This is a genomic window from Leeuwenhoekiella sp. CH_XMU1409-2 (assembly GCF_037029365.1).
Taxonomy (GTDB): domain Bacteria; phylum Bacteroidota; class Bacteroidia; order Flavobacteriales; family Flavobacteriaceae; genus Leeuwenhoekiella; species Leeuwenhoekiella blandensis.
Window position 1 is genome coordinate 59,224 of sequence record NZ_JAYMEI010000002.1, and the last position, 15,721, is coordinate 74,944.

At 39.6% G+C, this 15,721-nt stretch carries 14 protein-coding genes and 2 riboswitches; of the genes, 10 read left to right on the forward strand and 4 right to left on the reverse strand.

Features of this window, described 5'->3' with window-relative positions; translation table 11 throughout:
- The first annotated feature begins 90 nt into the window (after positions 1-90).
- Positions 91-726 carry a TMEM175 family protein gene (locus WA338_RS02000; protein ID WP_083777973.1) on the forward strand — a complete coding sequence of 212 codons (636 nt, stop codon included), beginning with the start codon at positions 91-93 and terminating at the stop codon, positions 724-726.
- A 29-nt stretch (positions 727-755) separates the two neighbouring features.
- Here WA338_RS02000 and metK read toward each other — a convergent pair whose 3' ends face one another.
- A complete protein-coding gene (gene metK / locus WA338_RS02005) occupies positions 756-2,009 on the reverse strand; it encodes a methionine adenosyltransferase (protein ID WP_009778801.1) in 1,254 nt (417 codons plus the stop codon).
- Between the two features lie 308 nt (positions 2,010-2,317).
- Positions 2,318-2,422: riboswitch (SAM riboswitch) on the forward strand.
- A gap of 72 nt (positions 2,423-2,494) precedes the next feature.
- Here metK and thrA point away from each other — a divergent pair.
- The 9 genes from thrA (at position 2,495) to WA338_RS02050 (ending at position 13,474) form a co-directional block, all read left to right on the forward strand.
- Complete coding sequence (thrA, locus tag WA338_RS02010) at positions 2,495-5,878, forward strand: bifunctional aspartate kinase/homoserine dehydrogenase I (protein WP_336091787.1); 3,384 nt, start codon at positions 2,495-2,497, stop codon at positions 5,876-5,878.
- Between the two features lie 16 nt (positions 5,879-5,894).
- On the forward strand, positions 5,895-6,317 hold the full coding sequence (locus WA338_RS02015) for an OsmC family protein (protein ID WP_009778803.1): 423 nt from the start codon (positions 5,895-5,897) through the stop codon (positions 6,315-6,317).
- A gap of 184 nt (positions 6,318-6,501) precedes the next feature.
- Positions 6,502-7,668 carry a trans-sulfuration enzyme family protein gene (locus WA338_RS02020; protein ID WP_336091788.1) on the forward strand — a complete coding sequence of 389 codons (1,167 nt, stop codon included), beginning with the start codon at positions 6,502-6,504 and terminating at the stop codon, positions 7,666-7,668.
- Positions 7,669-7,697: 29 nt separating this feature from the next.
- Positions 7,698-8,111 (forward strand): RrF2 family transcriptional regulator, encoded by a 414-nt coding sequence (locus WA338_RS02025; protein WP_336091790.1) that lies wholly within the window; start codon positions 7,698-7,700, stop codon positions 8,109-8,111.
- A 135-nt stretch (positions 8,112-8,246) separates the two neighbouring features.
- Complete coding sequence (locus tag WA338_RS02030) at positions 8,247-8,876, forward strand: phosphoadenosine phosphosulfate reductase domain-containing protein (RefSeq protein ID WP_336091792.1); 630 nt, start codon at positions 8,247-8,249, stop codon at positions 8,874-8,876.
- Between the two features lie 68 nt (positions 8,877-8,944).
- The gene (locus tag WA338_RS02035) at positions 8,945-11,041 is read left to right on the forward strand and encodes a nitrite/sulfite reductase (protein WP_336091794.1); all 2,097 of its coding nucleotides are present in this window, start codon (positions 8,945-8,947) and stop codon (positions 11,039-11,041) included.
- On the forward strand, positions 11,031-11,792 hold the full coding sequence (gene cobA, locus WA338_RS02040; RefSeq protein ID WP_009778808.1) for a uroporphyrinogen-III C-methyltransferase: 762 nt from the start codon (positions 11,031-11,033) through the stop codon (positions 11,790-11,792). Before WA338_RS02035 ends, cobA begins: the two co-directional genes overlap by 11 nt.
- Position 11,793: 1 nt before the next feature.
- A complete protein-coding gene (locus WA338_RS02045) occupies positions 11,794-12,378 on the forward strand; it encodes a precorrin-2 dehydrogenase/sirohydrochlorin ferrochelatase family protein (RefSeq protein WP_336091797.1) in 585 nt (194 codons plus the stop codon).
- 43 nt (positions 12,379-12,421) lie between these two features.
- Positions 12,422-13,474, forward strand: a complete 1,053-nt coding sequence (locus WA338_RS02050) for an NAD(P)/FAD-dependent oxidoreductase (protein WP_336091799.1) — start codon at positions 12,422-12,424, stop codon at positions 13,472-13,474.
- Here the strand turns inward: WA338_RS02050 and WA338_RS02055 are convergent.
- Genes WA338_RS02055 through WA338_RS02065 form a run of 3 tightly spaced genes read right to left on the reverse strand, consistent with a single transcriptional unit; the run spans position 13,471 to position 15,301 of the window.
- Positions 13,471-13,854 (reverse strand): response regulator, encoded by a 384-nt coding sequence (locus WA338_RS02055; protein WP_336091802.1) that lies wholly within the window; start codon positions 13,852-13,854, stop codon positions 13,471-13,473. The genes WA338_RS02050 and WA338_RS02055 overlap by 4 nt on opposite strands.
- Complete coding sequence (locus tag WA338_RS02060; protein ID WP_336091804.1) at positions 13,851-14,702, reverse strand: histidine kinase dimerization/phospho-acceptor domain-containing protein; 852 nt, start codon at positions 14,700-14,702, stop codon at positions 13,851-13,853. The genes WA338_RS02055 and WA338_RS02060 overlap by 4 nt, the downstream gene beginning before the upstream one ends.
- Before the next feature lie 11 nt (positions 14,703-14,713).
- Positions 14,714-15,301, reverse strand: a complete 588-nt coding sequence (locus tag WA338_RS02065) for a carboxymuconolactone decarboxylase family protein (protein WP_009778813.1) — start codon at positions 15,299-15,301, stop codon at positions 14,714-14,716.
- 243 nt (positions 15,302-15,544) lie between these two features.
- Positions 15,545-15,648: riboswitch (SAM riboswitch) on the forward strand.
- Positions 15,649-15,721 lie beyond the last annotated feature (73 nt).

Consider the following 15,721-nt stretch of genomic DNA (forward strand, 5'->3'; position numbering starts at 1 on the left):
CAATTGAGCGACCAAATTAGCTATTTCGGTTATAATATGGGAACCGCTTGCGCTTTCTAACGTATTTTTAATACCATCAAAACCTCAATTATGATGTTGCTTACATTTCCCAAAAAAAGAATACTGGCTTTTAATGATGCGATCTTTTCCATCGCGATCACTTTACTTGTGCTCGATATTGAAATACCAGACACCGCAGCGATAAGAACAGATGGAATTTGGCAGGTGTTGGGTAATCTTATACCCAACTTTATAGGCTTTTTTGTGAGTTTTTTGGTTATTTCCCTGTATTGGATTTCACATTTAAAGTTTTCTAAATACATTAAACTTTACGATAACCGGCTGCTTTGGTTGAATCTTTTACTTCTCCTATTTATCGTACTGTTACCGTTTTCTACTGCTTTTTATGTAAACAGTTTTAATGAGGATAGTGCTTTTCAAGTTTATTGTATCAACTTGATTTTTTTAGGAATATTCAATTTTTTAATGATTCGTCACGTTGCAAAGTTGAATACCAAAATGCCTAAATTAGTAAGCAGATGGCTCAAGTTTAGGTCGCTCAATGTGAATTTGATTTGGGTGTTATCGCTGGCTTTAGCAACCGTTTTGCCTGATTTAATCTCTCGATTATTGTTTGTGCTGATTTTTGTATTTCAGTTTTGGGGAGATCGTTATTTTAAGAACAAGGGACTGCTGAAGAAACTGCATAAAAAAAGCACCACGTGATGCGGTGCTTTTTATGAATTTAAAAATTTCTATAAACCGAAGGCTTCCTTAACCTGATCTACATAATCTAGTTTTTCCCAAGTAAAGAGTTCAACCTCTTTCTCAATGCGCCCGCTATACGGACTTTCAAAAATCTTGGTAATTACTTGAGGATCTTTACCCATGTGACCGTAGGCTGCCGTTTCTCTATAAATAGGATTGCGCAATTTCAAGCGGTCTTCAATCGCTGCAGGACGCATATCAAATAGTTCGCGCACTTTAGCTGCAATTTGCCCATTGCTCAATTCAACTTTAGAAGTTCCGTAGGTGTCAACGAATATTGAAGTAGGCTCTACCACTCCAATTGCATAAGAAACCTGAACTAAAACTTCGTCAGCAACACCGGCAGCGACAAGATTCTTAGCAATATGTCTTGATGCGTATGCCGCAGAACGGTCTACTTTACTAGGATCTTTTCCTGAAAATGCACCACCGCCGTGAGCACCTTTTCCGCCATACGTGTCAACAATGATCTTACGTCCGGTAAGTCCGGCATCTCCGTGAGGACCACCAATTACAAACTTTCCGGTTGGGTTAATGTGGTAAATAATATCGTCATTAAAAAGCTTGGCAAGCTCCGGGTGTAGATCATTTTTCACACGCGGAATCAAAATCGAAATAATATCTTCTTTGATCTTAGCCAGCATTTTTTCATCCTCATCAAACTCATCGTGTTGCGTAGAAACTACAATAGCAACGATTTTTTGAGGCACGTTATCATCAGAATATTCTATCGTTACCTGTGCTTTTGCATCAGGTCGTAGATAAGTGATGTCTTTATTTTCTCTGCGCAGCTTAGCCAATTCGATCATAATGCGATGCGAAATGTCAAGCGCCAACGGCATATAATTTTCCGTTTCCTTGGTCGCATAACCAAACATCATCCCTTGATCGCCGGCACCTTGCTCTTCTTTAGAAGCACGGTCAACCCCTTGATTGATATCTTGTGATTGCTCGTGAATTAATGAGATAACACCACAGCTATCACCACTAAATTGATACGCGCCTTTAGTGTAGCCAATATCGTTGATCACGCCACGCGCAATGTTTTGCACATCGATATACGTGTCGCTTTTTACTTCTCCCGCAAGCACCACTTGCCCAGTTGTAACAAGGGTTTCGCAAGCAACTTTTGATTCAGGGTCAAAAGCTAAAAAGTTATCGAGTAAGGTATCGCTTATTTGATCTGCGATTTTATCAGGGTGCCCTTCAGACACACTTTCTGATGTAAATAAGTAAGCCATTTCAGCATTTTTTTATTCCCGCCAGTGGGATGAAACTTAAAAACAAAAGGGATTTGACGAATGCCTGATAAATGGTAGTAAGTACTGCCTTTAGCATTTTTTTACGCCGATGTTTCAGCATAAGAGGTTGCAATCAGTCAAATCTTTCCTCTTTTGAGATGGCAAATGTATAAATTTAGCAGCTATTACAAAACGGGTTTTGAAATCTTATGATTTTTTATGATCTGTTAAAAATTGATAGGTTTTACTTGCATATCTGTAAAACGTTTTGCAATCTTTGCGCTCACAAAGTTCAAACACGTACTGAAATGTTATCAAGAAAGGCGGAGGGAATAGACCCTATGAAGCCTTAGCAACCCTTTCTCCCGAAAGAAGGTGCTACATTCTATCTGTTTTTGCAGAATAGATAACGCAAAAGGAATTCTTCCTCACTACTTTCTTGCTTTCATTTTTCAGTTTTGCGGCTAAAGCCACAATAGATTATTATGTTACAAAAACTGAAAATAGAAAATTTTACAACCCAATCGGGCTATCAATTGGATTTATCATTGAGCTATGAGACCTTTGGTCAGCAATTGGGTGAAGCTCCCGTAATTCTAGTGAATCATGCGCTAACGGGTAATTCTCACGTAAGCGGTCCAGACGGCTGGTGGAATGAGATCATAGGCGATGATAAGTGTATTGACACGCGTAAATACAGCATACTTTCCTTCAACATTCCCGGCAATGGTTATGATGGTTTTTTGATCGAAAACTATAAAGAATTTGTTGCGCAAGATGTTGCACGCGCTTTCTTGAAAGGATTAGAGCTTCTTGAGGTCGAATCACTTTTTGCAATTATTGGCGGTTCCCTGGGAGGCGGAATTGGTTGGGAAATGCTTACGCTTCAGCCGGCAATCACCGCGCATTTTATTCCTGTGGCTTCCGATTGGAAATCTACAGATTGGCTTATTGCAAACTGCCAGATTCAAGAACAAATATTGAATAATTCCTCACAGCCAGTTCACGATGCGCGTATGCACGCGATGCTATGTTACCGCACGCCGGAATCGTTTAAGAATAAATTTCAGCGCAGCACCAATGAAGATCTCAATATTTTTAATGTTGAGAGTTGGTTGGATCATCACGGCCATAAACTGAAAGATCGCTTTCAAGTTTCTGCTTATAAGTTGATGAATCAGCTTTTAAAGACGATTGATGTGACGCGTGGTCGTGAAGGCTTCAATGAAATTCTGAGTACAGTTGAGGCTAATATTCACATCATTGGTGTGGATTCTGATTTGTTTTTTACGCCTGCGGAAAACAGAGAAACCTACAAGCAACTGGCGCAACATAAAAACAATGTGACCTATGGCGAGATTCATTCGGTGCACGGTCACGATGCTTTTTTGATCGAATTTGAGCAACTCGAGCAGCTGTTGTATCCGGTGTTTAGAGAAGATACGGCAAAGCTGAAGATCTTGAAATTCGGTGGAAAATCTCTCGCAAACGGAAAAGGTCTAGACACGGTTTTAAATATTATTAAATCGAAAGTAGCCAACGGCGAACATATCGCTGCTGTGCTTTCTGCGCGTGGTGGCGCTACCGATGAATTAGAAGCAATTCTCGAAGCAGCAGCTTCAGGACAAGCGTATAAACATCAGATCGAAGCATTCAAGTCGTATCAACAAAGTGATTTTGATGTTGACCTTTCTGAAGAATTTTCAGAACTGCAACGTCTTTTTGATGGCGTCGCACTTTTAGGCGATTACAGTAAAAAAGTGAAAGATGAGGTGCTGTCTTTTGGGGAGTTGATCTCGGTAAAAACAGTGACGCATTTATTGCAAAAAGCTGGTATAAAAGCGCAGTTTACAGATTCGCGTAAGCTTATAAAAACCAACGGCGTTTTTGGTAATGCGCAGCCTAACGACAAGCTTTCTAAAGAGCAAGTGGTAAAACACTTCACTAAATATAACGGCGATACGGTAAATATTGTAACCGGTTTTATCGCTAGTGATGATAATAATCAAACCACCACGTTGGGCCGTAACGGAAGCAATTATACCGCTTCTTTGCTTGCTAATTATTTAGATGCCGGCGAACTTCAAAATTACACGCACGTTGATGGGATTTTCACAGCAAATCCAGACTTGGTTCCGGGAGCGCAGAAGATCGAACGATTGACGTATAGTGAGGCAAACGAACTCGCAAATTTTGGTACTTCGGTATTGCATGCGAAGACGATTATTCCGCTAATTGAAAAGAATATTCCGCTACGTATTTTAAATACGTTCAATGCTGATGACAGCGGAACTTTGATCACCGCTCAAGAAGAAAAAGAAGGAATTAAATCGCTTTCTGTTTTAAGCGAAATGGCATTGATCAACCTGGAAGGACGCGGACTCCTTGGAAAAGTGGGTGTCGATGCGCGTATTTTTAGAGCTCTTGGAAACAGCGGTGTGAGTGTGAGCATTATCGCACAAGGGTCTTCTGAGCGAGGCATTGGTCTTGTGGTTGAAGCAAAACAAGCGCAATTGGCAATTTCCGCTTTGCGTTTTGAGTTTGAAGCCGATTTTCAGAATCAGGATGTGAACCGAATTGAAATCATAGACGAAGTTGCGGTGATCTCGATCGTTGGGCAGGATTTGAGCAGTTTCCACAAACCGTATAGCGAACTCATCAAAAACGGAATTGTGCCGTTGCTATTCAATAATACGGTGACCGGTAAAAACGTGAGTGTGGTGGTGCGCAAACCGCAATTGACTAAGGCTTTAAATGTTGTGCACGGTGAGATTTTTGGAATTGCTAAAAAGATCAATATTGCGATCTTCGGTCACGGCTTGGTGGGCGGAACTTTGATAGACCAGATCGTTGCTTCGGCAGCAGCGATTCAAGACCGAAAAGGCATCGCGCTGAATATTTTTGCGGTAGCCAATTCAAAGAAAATTTTGTTTGATAAAGATGGCGTTTCAGAATCCTGGAAAACCGATTTTGATGCTCAAGCTTCAGAAGGCGGTATTCACGAAGTTATCGCTTTCGCGAAAGCGAATCATCTGGCCAACTTGATCGCGATCGATAATACGGCGAGTGCAACTTTTATCAAAAATTATATTGATCTGGCCAAAAATGGTTTTGATCTAGTTTCTTCAAACAAGATCGCCAATACGGTAGAGTTTGATTTTTACCAAAAACTACGTCGGGTTTTGGATGAAAATAACAAGCGCTATTTGTATGAAACCAACGTAGGTGCCGGACTTCCTTTGATCGACACGATTAGGTTGTTGCATCTTTCCGGAGATAATATTACGCGTATTAAAGGTGTGTTTAGTGGTTCGTTAAGTTATTTATTCAATACCTTTTCTGTGGAAGATAAATCTTTTTCAGAGGTGCTTCAGGAAGCGATTGACAAAGGCTTTACAGAGCCTGATCCGCGTGAAGATTTGGGCGGAAATGATGTAGGGCGTAAATTATTGATCTTAGCTCGGGAACTGGACTTGCATAAAGAATTTAGCGATGTGCAGATCGAAAATTTAATTCCAGAGCCGTTGCGTGAAGGTGCCGCTTCAGATTTCCTTGGAAGATTAAAAGAGTTAGATCCGGTTTTTGAAGCACGTAAAAAAGCCTTAAAAGAAGGCGAAGTTCTGCGTTATGTTGGCGACCTTTACGGTGATTTATCTCAGGAAGACGGCGGTGCGCTCGAAGTAAAATTGGTGACCGTTTCAAAAAACTCCGCTTTAGGCCAGGTAAAAGGCAGCGACAGTATTTTTGAGATTTACACTGAATCTTATGGCGAAAATCCGCTAGTGATTCAAGGAGCCGGAGCCGGTGCGGCAGTTACAGCACGAGGGGTTTTTGGAGATATTTTAAAACTCGCAGAACGAAATAGTTAGTAAAAATTATAAAAAGATGAAAGTAACACTCGAACGTAAAAACAACGATTATTTGTTTGAAGCTAAAGGTGCTTCGGGTAACTCGGTAATGATCGATAACAAAACTGTAGATGAAGTAAAAGGCAGCAGCCCTATGGAGCTTTTGTTGATGGGTGTTGGCGGCTGCAGTGCGATCGATATTATTTCGATTTTGAAAAAGCAAAAACTCGAGATCGACTCGTATAAAGTGGAGGTTGAAGGAGACCGAAAAGAGGTAGGTCAGGCAAAGCCGTTTAGTGCGATGCGAGTACATGTGTATCTTGAGGGGGATATTCCGCCGGCAAAAGCTTTACGCGCAGCTCAACTTAGTTTTGAAAAATACTGTTCTGTTTCTATCACACTCCAGGCAGGTGTTGAAGTGACTTACAAAGTGTTTTTAAACGGGGAAGAAGTGGAATAGATCTGAGATCTAAGACTTGAGATTTTAGAATAAAGAAATAAGAATAGAGAGGAAAGAAGTGTATGATAGCGATACAGCTTTGAACCTCTCAATAATTAAGAAAATAATTCCAGATTTTAAACAACGCATTTGAGCATAAAAGTACATCTCAAATCTATCGTCTAAAGTCTAACATCTAAATGCAATGAGTAAACATTTTGAAACCGAAGCGATACGTACGCAATTGAACCGAAGCGAATTTTTGGAGCATTCTGTGCCACTTTATTTGACTTCAAGTTTTGTATTTGAAGATGCTGAAGATATGCGTGCTTCCTTCACAGAAGAAAAGGAGCGTAATATTTACAGCCGTTTTACCAATCCTAACACCAGCGAATTTGTAGACAAAATTTGCAAGATGGAAGGAGCTGAAAGCGGTTATGCATTTGCGACTGGTATGGCAGCGGTTTTTTCAACCTTTGCGGCACTTTTAAATAGTGGAGATCACGTGGTTTCAGCACGTTCGGTTTTTGGGTCTACACATGCGTTATTCACTAAATTTCTCCCAAAATGGAATATTGAGACCTCGTATTTTAAAGTGGATGAGGTAGATAAAGTGGAAAGCTTAATTAAACCGGAAACCAAAATCCTTTACGTTGAATCGCCTACAAACCCTGGTTGTGATGTTTTAGATCTTGAGCATTTAGGAAATCTTGCCAAGAAGCACACCCTTATTTTTGTGGTGGATAACTGTTTTGCGACACCGTATTTGCAACAACCAATCAAATTTGGAGCAGATATTGTGATCCATTCAGCTACAAAAATGATCGATGGGCAAGGGCGTGTACTTGGAGGTGTGAGTGTAGGTCGTGCCGACTTGATCAGAGAAATTTATTTGTTTGCACGTAATACAGGACCGGCGATGTCTCCATTTAACGCTTGGGTACTTTCAAAAAGTTTGGAAACACTACACGTGAGAGCAGATCGCCACTGTGAGAATGCATTAAAAGTAGCTGAATTTTTAGAAGGTCATGATAAAGTGAATTTGGTGAAATATCCATTTTTAAAATCACATCCTCAATATGAAGTTGCTAAAAAACAAATGCGTCACGGAGGAAACATCGTTGCTTTTGAAGTCAAAGGTGGAATCGATGCCGGGCGTAAGTTTTTGAATGCGATAAAAATGTGTTCGCTTTCAGCAAACTTAGGCGATACACGTACAATTGTGACACATCCTGCCTCTACAACACACAGTAAATTAGCAGAAGAAGACAGGCTTGAAGTTGGAATTACAGATGGTTTGGTGCGTTGTTCGGTTGGTCTAGAACACGTAGAAGATGTGATTGCAGACCTTGACCAAGCATTGAACGCTTAGAATTATAACTTTTTGCATACATTTAGCCCGTGTTATCTAAGAAAACAAAATACGGTCTTAAGGCGCTTGCCTATGTTGCAAAGCAAAAAGGGGAAGATCCTGTGCAGATAGGAGCCATTGCCAAAAGCGAAAATATCTCTCAGAAATTTCTCGAGAGTATTATGCTCACCTTGCGAAAAGCCGGTTTTTTAGGTAGCAAAAAAGGTAAAGGTGGCGGTTACTATCTGCGCAGACAACCTGAAGAAATCAAGATGGTTGAGGTCATGCGTATACTTGAAGGGCCGGTTTCTATGGTGCCTTGTGTAAGCCTTAATTTCTACGAAAAATGTGATGACTGCCCTGATGAAATGACGTGTTCGGTACACAGTCTTATGGTGCAATTAAGAGACAGTAATCTGGCGGTTTTAAATAAAAACACGCTAGCCGACCTTATTGCTAAGTAATTCCGAAGATTTGGCTTAAATGCTGAAAATCACTTAAAAATTTCAAAAAACCAAGAAAACATTTGGTCAGGAAGTATGGTAAGTATATTTTTGCTTTATAATCCTAGTATTCCGATAGGATTTAAATAATAAATTATGACTGACGATCAACTTTTATATATCAAAGCTCATTTAGATGAATATAATGAGATGCTAAGAGATAAAGGTCCTGAACATATTATTAGGTTCATTTTGAGTAGTTCAAAAAGACCTATTTTGACAAGTAATTTTGGTCCATACTCCGCAAGTTTGATTCACGCTGTATCAAAACAAAGGAATGGGATACCTCTTATTTGGTGTGATACAGGTTTTAATACACAGCAAACTTTAAATTTTGCTAAACGTATAGAACAATCATTGCCCATTAATCTTAAAAGGTATCAGCCACGCAAAAGGTATAGCGAAAATGAGTTACCCTCAGAATCTGGAGAGGCTTTTCAAAATTTTGTAAATGATGTGAAACTAGAGCCTTTTAAACGAGCGTTGATCGAGCACAATCCAGATGTTTGGTTTACAAACATTAGAAGAGGTCAAACCGCTTATCGGGATACGTTAGATATATTGAGTCTTACCAGTGATGGGATTTTAAAAGTTAGTCCATTTTATTATTGGACTGATACAGAATTGAGAGGTTATTTAAGTCAATTTAATTTACCCAATGAGTTTATCTACTTTGATCCAACGAAACCAAAGTCAAACTTGGAATGTGGTATACAGTTTAAATAATTTTTTATCTATAAATCCTATTTTTCCGATAGGATTAAAATGAATTAGAATTTTAAAAAATAAAAGCTATGCAAAGCTTCAGAACAGAAATAGAGAATCCGGTTGTAGAACGCGACATTATCGAGCTTGAGAAAAAAATCAAACTCTTTAAGGATGGGAAGGTTGATGAGGAACGTTTTAGAAGTCTACGTTTGGCACGTGGAGTTTACGGTCAGCGTCAGGAAGGTGTTCAAATGATACGTATCAAGTTGCCTTATGGTAAAGTAACCAGCGATCAGCTTCTGCGCATAGCAGACGTTTCAGATGAGTATTCTCGAGGCAAATTGCACATTACCACGCGTCAGGATATTCAAATTCACTATGTGAGTCTCGATCGTACTCCAGAGTTATGGGCCGAGTTAGAGAAAAGCGATGTAACCCTTCGTGAAGCCTGTGGAAATACCGTGCGTAACGTTACAGCGAGCCCAGACGCCGGGATTCATCCAGATGAAGCTTTTGATGCGACACCTTATGCGCACGCCACATTTCAGTTTTTCTTGCGTAATCCTATTTGTCAGGAAATGGGTAGAAAGTTTAAAATGTCTTTTTCGTCAACAGATGATGATTCAGCATTGGCTTTCATTCACGATTTAGGATTCATCCCAAAAATTAAAGATGGCGAAAAAGGTTTCAAAGTTATGCTGGGTGGTGGTCTAGGTTCGCAACCGCGTCACGCCGATGTGTTGACCGATTTTCTTCCGGTGAACGAGCTTATCCCAACTATAGAAGGAGTCTTGCGTGTGTTTGATCGCCACGGGGAACGTAATCGTAGATTGAAGGCACGTATGAAATTCCTCATCAAAGATTTAGGTCTTGACGGATTTATGGCTTTGGTGGACGAAGAGAAAAAAGCACTTTCTTATAAAACCTATGAGATTGATACTTCAGAATATGAAAAGCCAATTACTGCGCCTGTAACCGAAGCGCCACAAGTTGAAATCGAAGATGCTAAAGCTTTTGAAGCTTGGAAGTCAACTAACGTATTTCAGCAAAAACAAGAAGGCTTGTATGCTATTGGAATTAAAGTGCGTTTAGGAGATTTTTCTACGGAAAAAGCACGTGCTTTAGCAGGCTTGATCAAGAAATACGGAGGAGACGAATTGCGTCTAACGCTGCGTCAAAATATTCTACTAAGACATATACCGGAAGGGGCAATTCCATTTTTCTACTCACAACTAGCCAACCTAGGTTTTGCCCGCCCGGGATATGAAACAACAACAGATATTACTGCGTGTCCCGGTACTGATACCTGTAACTTAGGGATTGCAAGTAGTACCGGTATCGCAGATAAATTAGAAGATGTTCTGGTTGAAGAATATCCAGAATACCTGAATAATAAAGAAGTGACCATAAAGATCAGTGGGTGTATGAATGCCTGTGGACAGCATAATATGGCTCATATTGGTTTTCAAGGGATGTCGGTTCGTACGCCAGAAAAATTAGTAGCTCCCGCACTTCAGGTGCTTTTAGGCGGTGGTGTTTTAGGTAATGGCGACGGGCGTTTTGCCGATAAAGTAATCAAAATACCTAGTAAACGGGGTCCACAAGCCTTACGTGCAATTCTGGATGATTACAAGGCAAATGCCGGAGATTTAGACTTTCTAAGCTATTATGATGAAAAAGGACAGCGTTATTTTTATGATTTCCTAAAGCCACTTTCTGAAACTAATAACCTAGTAGAATCTGACTTTGTAGACTGGGGGAATGACGAGAAATACATTCAGGAAGTAGGCGTTGGTGAGTGTGCCGGAGTCGTGATTGATTTGGTGCAAACCTTACTTCTTGAAGCAAAGGATAAAGTTGGTAGCGCTATCGAAGCTTTTGAAGAACAGAAATGGGCAGATAGTATTTATCATACCTATGCAGGTTTTGTAAATGGCGCAAAAGCGATTTTGCTTTCAGAAAATGTGAAGACCAATACACAAGCCAACATTATAGCAGAGTTTGATAAAACTTTTGGTGAAGATGCAGCCCTTAAAACGGAAACTTCATTTGCCGACTTAGTGTATCAAATTCAAAACAATGAACCTACACAAGAATTTGCAGAAGCGTATTTAGCAGATGCGAATGCCTTTTTTACGCGTGTAGATGCCTTCAGAAAAAAACAATTAGCAGATGCCAATTAATAATCCAAAATTAACAGTAGTAGGAGCGGGACCCGGAGATGTAGAGCTGTTTACCTTAAAAGGCATTCGTGCTTTAGAAAGCGCAGATGTGGTCTTGTATGACGCTTTAGTAAATCCGGAATTATTAGAATACGCGACCAATGCAGAATTGATCTTCGTTGGAAAGCGCAAAGGCTGCTATGCCTATCAGCAAGAGCAAATCAACGATTTGATTATTGCCCGCGCTAAAAGTCACGGTCACGTAGTGCGTTTAAAAGGAGGAGATCCATTTATTTTTGGTCGTGGTGCCGAAGAGATGCAAGTCGCAGCAGCTGCTGGTCTTGAAGTGGCAGTGGTACCGGGAATTTCTTCTTCTTTGGCAGTTCCTGCATATCAAAATATTCCGCTTACAAAGCGTGGAAGTTCAGAGAGTTTTTGGGTGATCACAGGTACTACAAAAGCGCATAAGATTTCGAATGACATCAAGCTGGCGGCGCAGTCTTCAGCAACAGTGGTGATCCTTATGGGAATGAGTAAGCTTGCGGAGATTACAGCACTTTTTCGCGAAAGCGGAAAAAAAGATACTCCTGTAGCCATCATACAAGATGGCACCACTTCAAAAGAGCGTATTGGTGTAGGTACTGTAGATACGATTGAAACTGTAGTTCAAGAGTTAAAACTTACTAACCCATCAATTATTGTGATAGGAGAAGTGGTAAAACATCGTGAGCAATTGCTTAATTTGCAGTTAGAAATCGCACAAAACGCTTAAAATGGCAGCCGAAACAAACACACTTTACCCTGTATTTTTAAAAGTGCGTAACCTACAAGTTCTTATTGTAGGCGGAGGGAATGTGGCTTTGGAGAAACTTACCTTTCTTACAAAATCAAGTCCTGACGCAGTTGTAGAAATGGTAGCGCCGTTCTTTAGAGAAGAGACTTTAGAAATGGCACGTAAGTTTAACGTGAAAATCACCAAGAAGCGCTTTACCCGTTCAATGCTTAAAAAGCGACACATCGTGATTGCCACTACAGATAGTCCTGCTGTAAATCAGCGCGTGTATAGAGCTGCGCGCAAGCGATATTTGTTGTGCAATATAGCAGATGTACCTGAACTTTGTGACTTTTATATGGGTGGAATTGTGACTAAAGGTAATGTGAAGATCGCGATCTCGACTAACGGAAAGTCGCCTACTACGGCAAAGCGCTTACGACAGTTTTTTGAAGAGGTAATACCAGAAAATATAGATGATCTTGTTCAGAATTTGAATGAGTACAGAAAAACAATAAAAGGGGATTTTGAAGAAAAGGTTGAAACCCTAAACGAATTTACAAAAGGATTGATTTCCAAAAAATAAAGCTAAAGTTGAATGATGAGCTTCGGCTCAAAGAATAAAGAAGATGATAAAGACAGACATACTCATTATTGGAGCAGGACCTACCGGTTTATTCACAGTTTTTGAAGCTGGTTTATTAAAGCTGAAATGCCACATTATTGATGCGTTGGCGCAGCCTGGAGGTCAGTTAGCAGAAATCTATCCTAAAAAACCTATTTATGATATTCCTGGTTTTCCTGAAGTGGGCGCTGGCGAATTAGTAGATAATCTTTTAGAACAAGGAAAACAATTTCAGCCAGGATTTACCTTAGGGGAACGTGCTGAAACTATAGAGAAACAAGAAGACGGAAGTTTTATTGTAACTACCAATAAAGGTACACAGCACCAGGCGCCGGTAGTTGCAATTGCAGGAGGTCTAGGAAGTTTTGAACCCCGTAAGCCTGTTATACCTAATATTCACGAGTTTGAAGATAAAGGTGTAGCCTATATGATCAAAGATCCTGAAGTGTATCGCAACAAAAAAGTAGTGATCGCGGGTGGAGGAGATTCTGCATTAGATTGGAGTATTTACTTGGCCAATATTGCAAAAGAAGTAACTCTTGTACATCGTAGAAATGAATTTAGAGGCGCACTTGATTCCGTTGAAAAAGTTCGTGAATTAAAAATGCTGGGTAAAATTAATTTGATCACTCCAGCAGAAGTTGTGGGTCTTGGAGGTGTTGATGAGCTTAAAGAGGTTGTGATCGAGAAGAATGAAGAGCAGTTTTCGGTAGAAGCAGATGCATTTATTCCATTATTCGGTCTTTCTCCTAAACTTGGTCCTATTGCAAATTGGGGATTGGAAATTGAGAAAAATGCGATCAAAGTAGATAACACATTAGATTATCAAACCAATATTCCGGGAGTTTTTGCAATAGGAGATGTTAATACCTATCCGGGCAAATTGAAATTGATTCTATGCGGTTTTCACGAAGCAACAATGATGTGTCAATCAGCCTATAAAATCATCAATCCTGGTAAACGTTATGTAATGAAGTATACCACCGTAAGTGGTATTGACGGTTTTGATGGTTCGAGAAAAGAAGCTGAAAAAGCAGTTATACAAGCTATAGACTAGCCCGCGAGGTCTAGTTTAGATTTAAGGCTCAGAATGGTGTTCTTGGTCAATGGCTTTTCAAGAAAGTCGATTACCTGAGCATACTTCTGAGCCTTTTCTTTGTCGTGTATGCTCGTACTTGAGGTGACGATAACCACTTGAGTTTGATTTTGCTTTTCAGTCAAAACTTCAAGAAATTGCCATCCATTAACTTCTGGCATGTTTAGGTCTAAAAAGATCAAATCTGGGTTGGTGTTGCTTAAATCTAAAAGCGCTTTTTGAGGAATTGTATAATCAACTACTTCAGTAGAAAAACCTGTTACTTCAATCAGCTTTCTAGTGATGAAGTTAGCCATCTTCTGGTCATCTACAAGCATTACTTTGATTGGCTTAAGGTTCATGCTTTTAAATCGATGTTTGAATTGATTTCTGCTTCGCTTTGTCTTACGACTCTTTTAATAACTTCATCAAGCTGCTCTGCAGATTCTTTGATTTGAGGTAGAATGGCCTCCCGTATATCGGTGTCAGACAGGTCTGAAGTAATTTCTACAAGGCCTAATACTCTGCTAAGCGGTTCTCTTAAGTCGTGCGCATTTAAGTGAGATAGTTCAAAAAGTTTTTTGTTTTTTGAATGTAACTCTCGAGTGCGCAATTCTATGAGGTTTTGTTGATTGCTGTTTATTCCTTCGATTTCTTTGTTCTTCAATTCTATTTCTGCAACCAATCGTTCAAGATCATTGTTGTTTTCTATCAGTTTTTGGCTTAAGTAAATCTGTCTGTATTTTGAACCAACACTATCTATAAGAAGATGTAAAATTTCAGCATCACTATGATCAAAAACTTCATCATCATCAGAGATTATTGAGGTGCAAACCTGATACTTGCCGTAGTTGGAAAACCAGCCCCAAAGTTTACCCTGATTTAGAGATAAATGAGCAAGGTATTCCGGCAGGTCTTTGGTTTTTAAATCTTCTACAAACGGAATTTGATTTGCTAATAATTTGAGCTCGTGCGGTGCAAGATCTTTTGCAAGAGTGTGCTGAGTGTATTTACCCTTAGTGAAAGTGTACCCGTTAAGCTCACCATCGTGTACCAGCATTATCCTGAAAGCCTTAAAATTAAATAAGTACTTCAGATGTCGGTTGATGGTTTTTCCTAGATCTTCCAGAGTTTCTGCCTTGCCTAAACTGCCAGAAAATTTAGAGAAAGCCTCGTAGGTTATTCTATACTTAGCACTAGAAAGATTCACAGCCTTTTTGCTTAGGCCTGAGCCTCCATAAGTTCGTTATCTAACTTGATACCCGATATGTCAGCCAGCGTATTAAGCATATTAACTAAATCTGCTTGTGCCATAAGCTCTTGTATTTCCTCTTCATCAAAACCTGCCTTTTCAAGAAGATCAAAATCTTCTTCGGTAATTTGACTTGAGTTTAAAGCAGCTTTAGACACCACACTAATTGCGGTTCTGTAACTTTCTGGGATAATTGGGCTATCGAGATTTTCGGTAACTCTAAAGTTAGGATTGTCACTAATCATAGCGCTCATGCTATCTGCAAAGATCCCGTGAGCTTGCGCGCAATATTCGCAGTTTCGCTCTTTTGAAACATTGTAAATGATGAGTTGTTTTAAAACGTTAGGAACATTACCCATCATCAAAGTCGATTTGAGTTTATTCCAATTTCCGCTAAGTAGTGTTGCATTTGAACCTTGGCATTTAATCCAATTCAAAACAAACGGGATTTGTAAGGTGCGTTTTGTGTCGTCGTAAATCGCTTGCACTTCAGGAGTTGCGTCTTCGTAATTTACAATTTTAAAGCGTTTAGCTTTTGAAGTAGAGGTGTTATTCATGTGTTCAATTTAGGAAGGTACAAATTAACAATTTTCTGTTAAGATGTGTGACTTAAAGTTTCGTTAATATATGTTTGAAAAACAGCTACTTGTATTTTTCCTTTGTAAAAGTGTAAAAAAAGCACGTAATCAAAAAAATCGTTTTACCTGCTCCTGTTTTTCTCAGGGAAAATATTCGTGCTCCAAAAGTTGTATTTTCTCCTCTTGTTTTACAATATTTGCAACGCAGTTCATTTTTTAATGCAGTTATCAAGAAAGGCAGAGGGATTAGACCCTGTGAAGCCTTAGCAACCCTCCGCCTGGAGAAGGTGCTACGTTCTACTCTAATTAAATGAGATAGATAACAAAACAAGTCACAGAGACTTCTCTTTTACTTTCTTAATAGCTTAATTTTGCCAATTGCCCTGATTATTTGGGTGA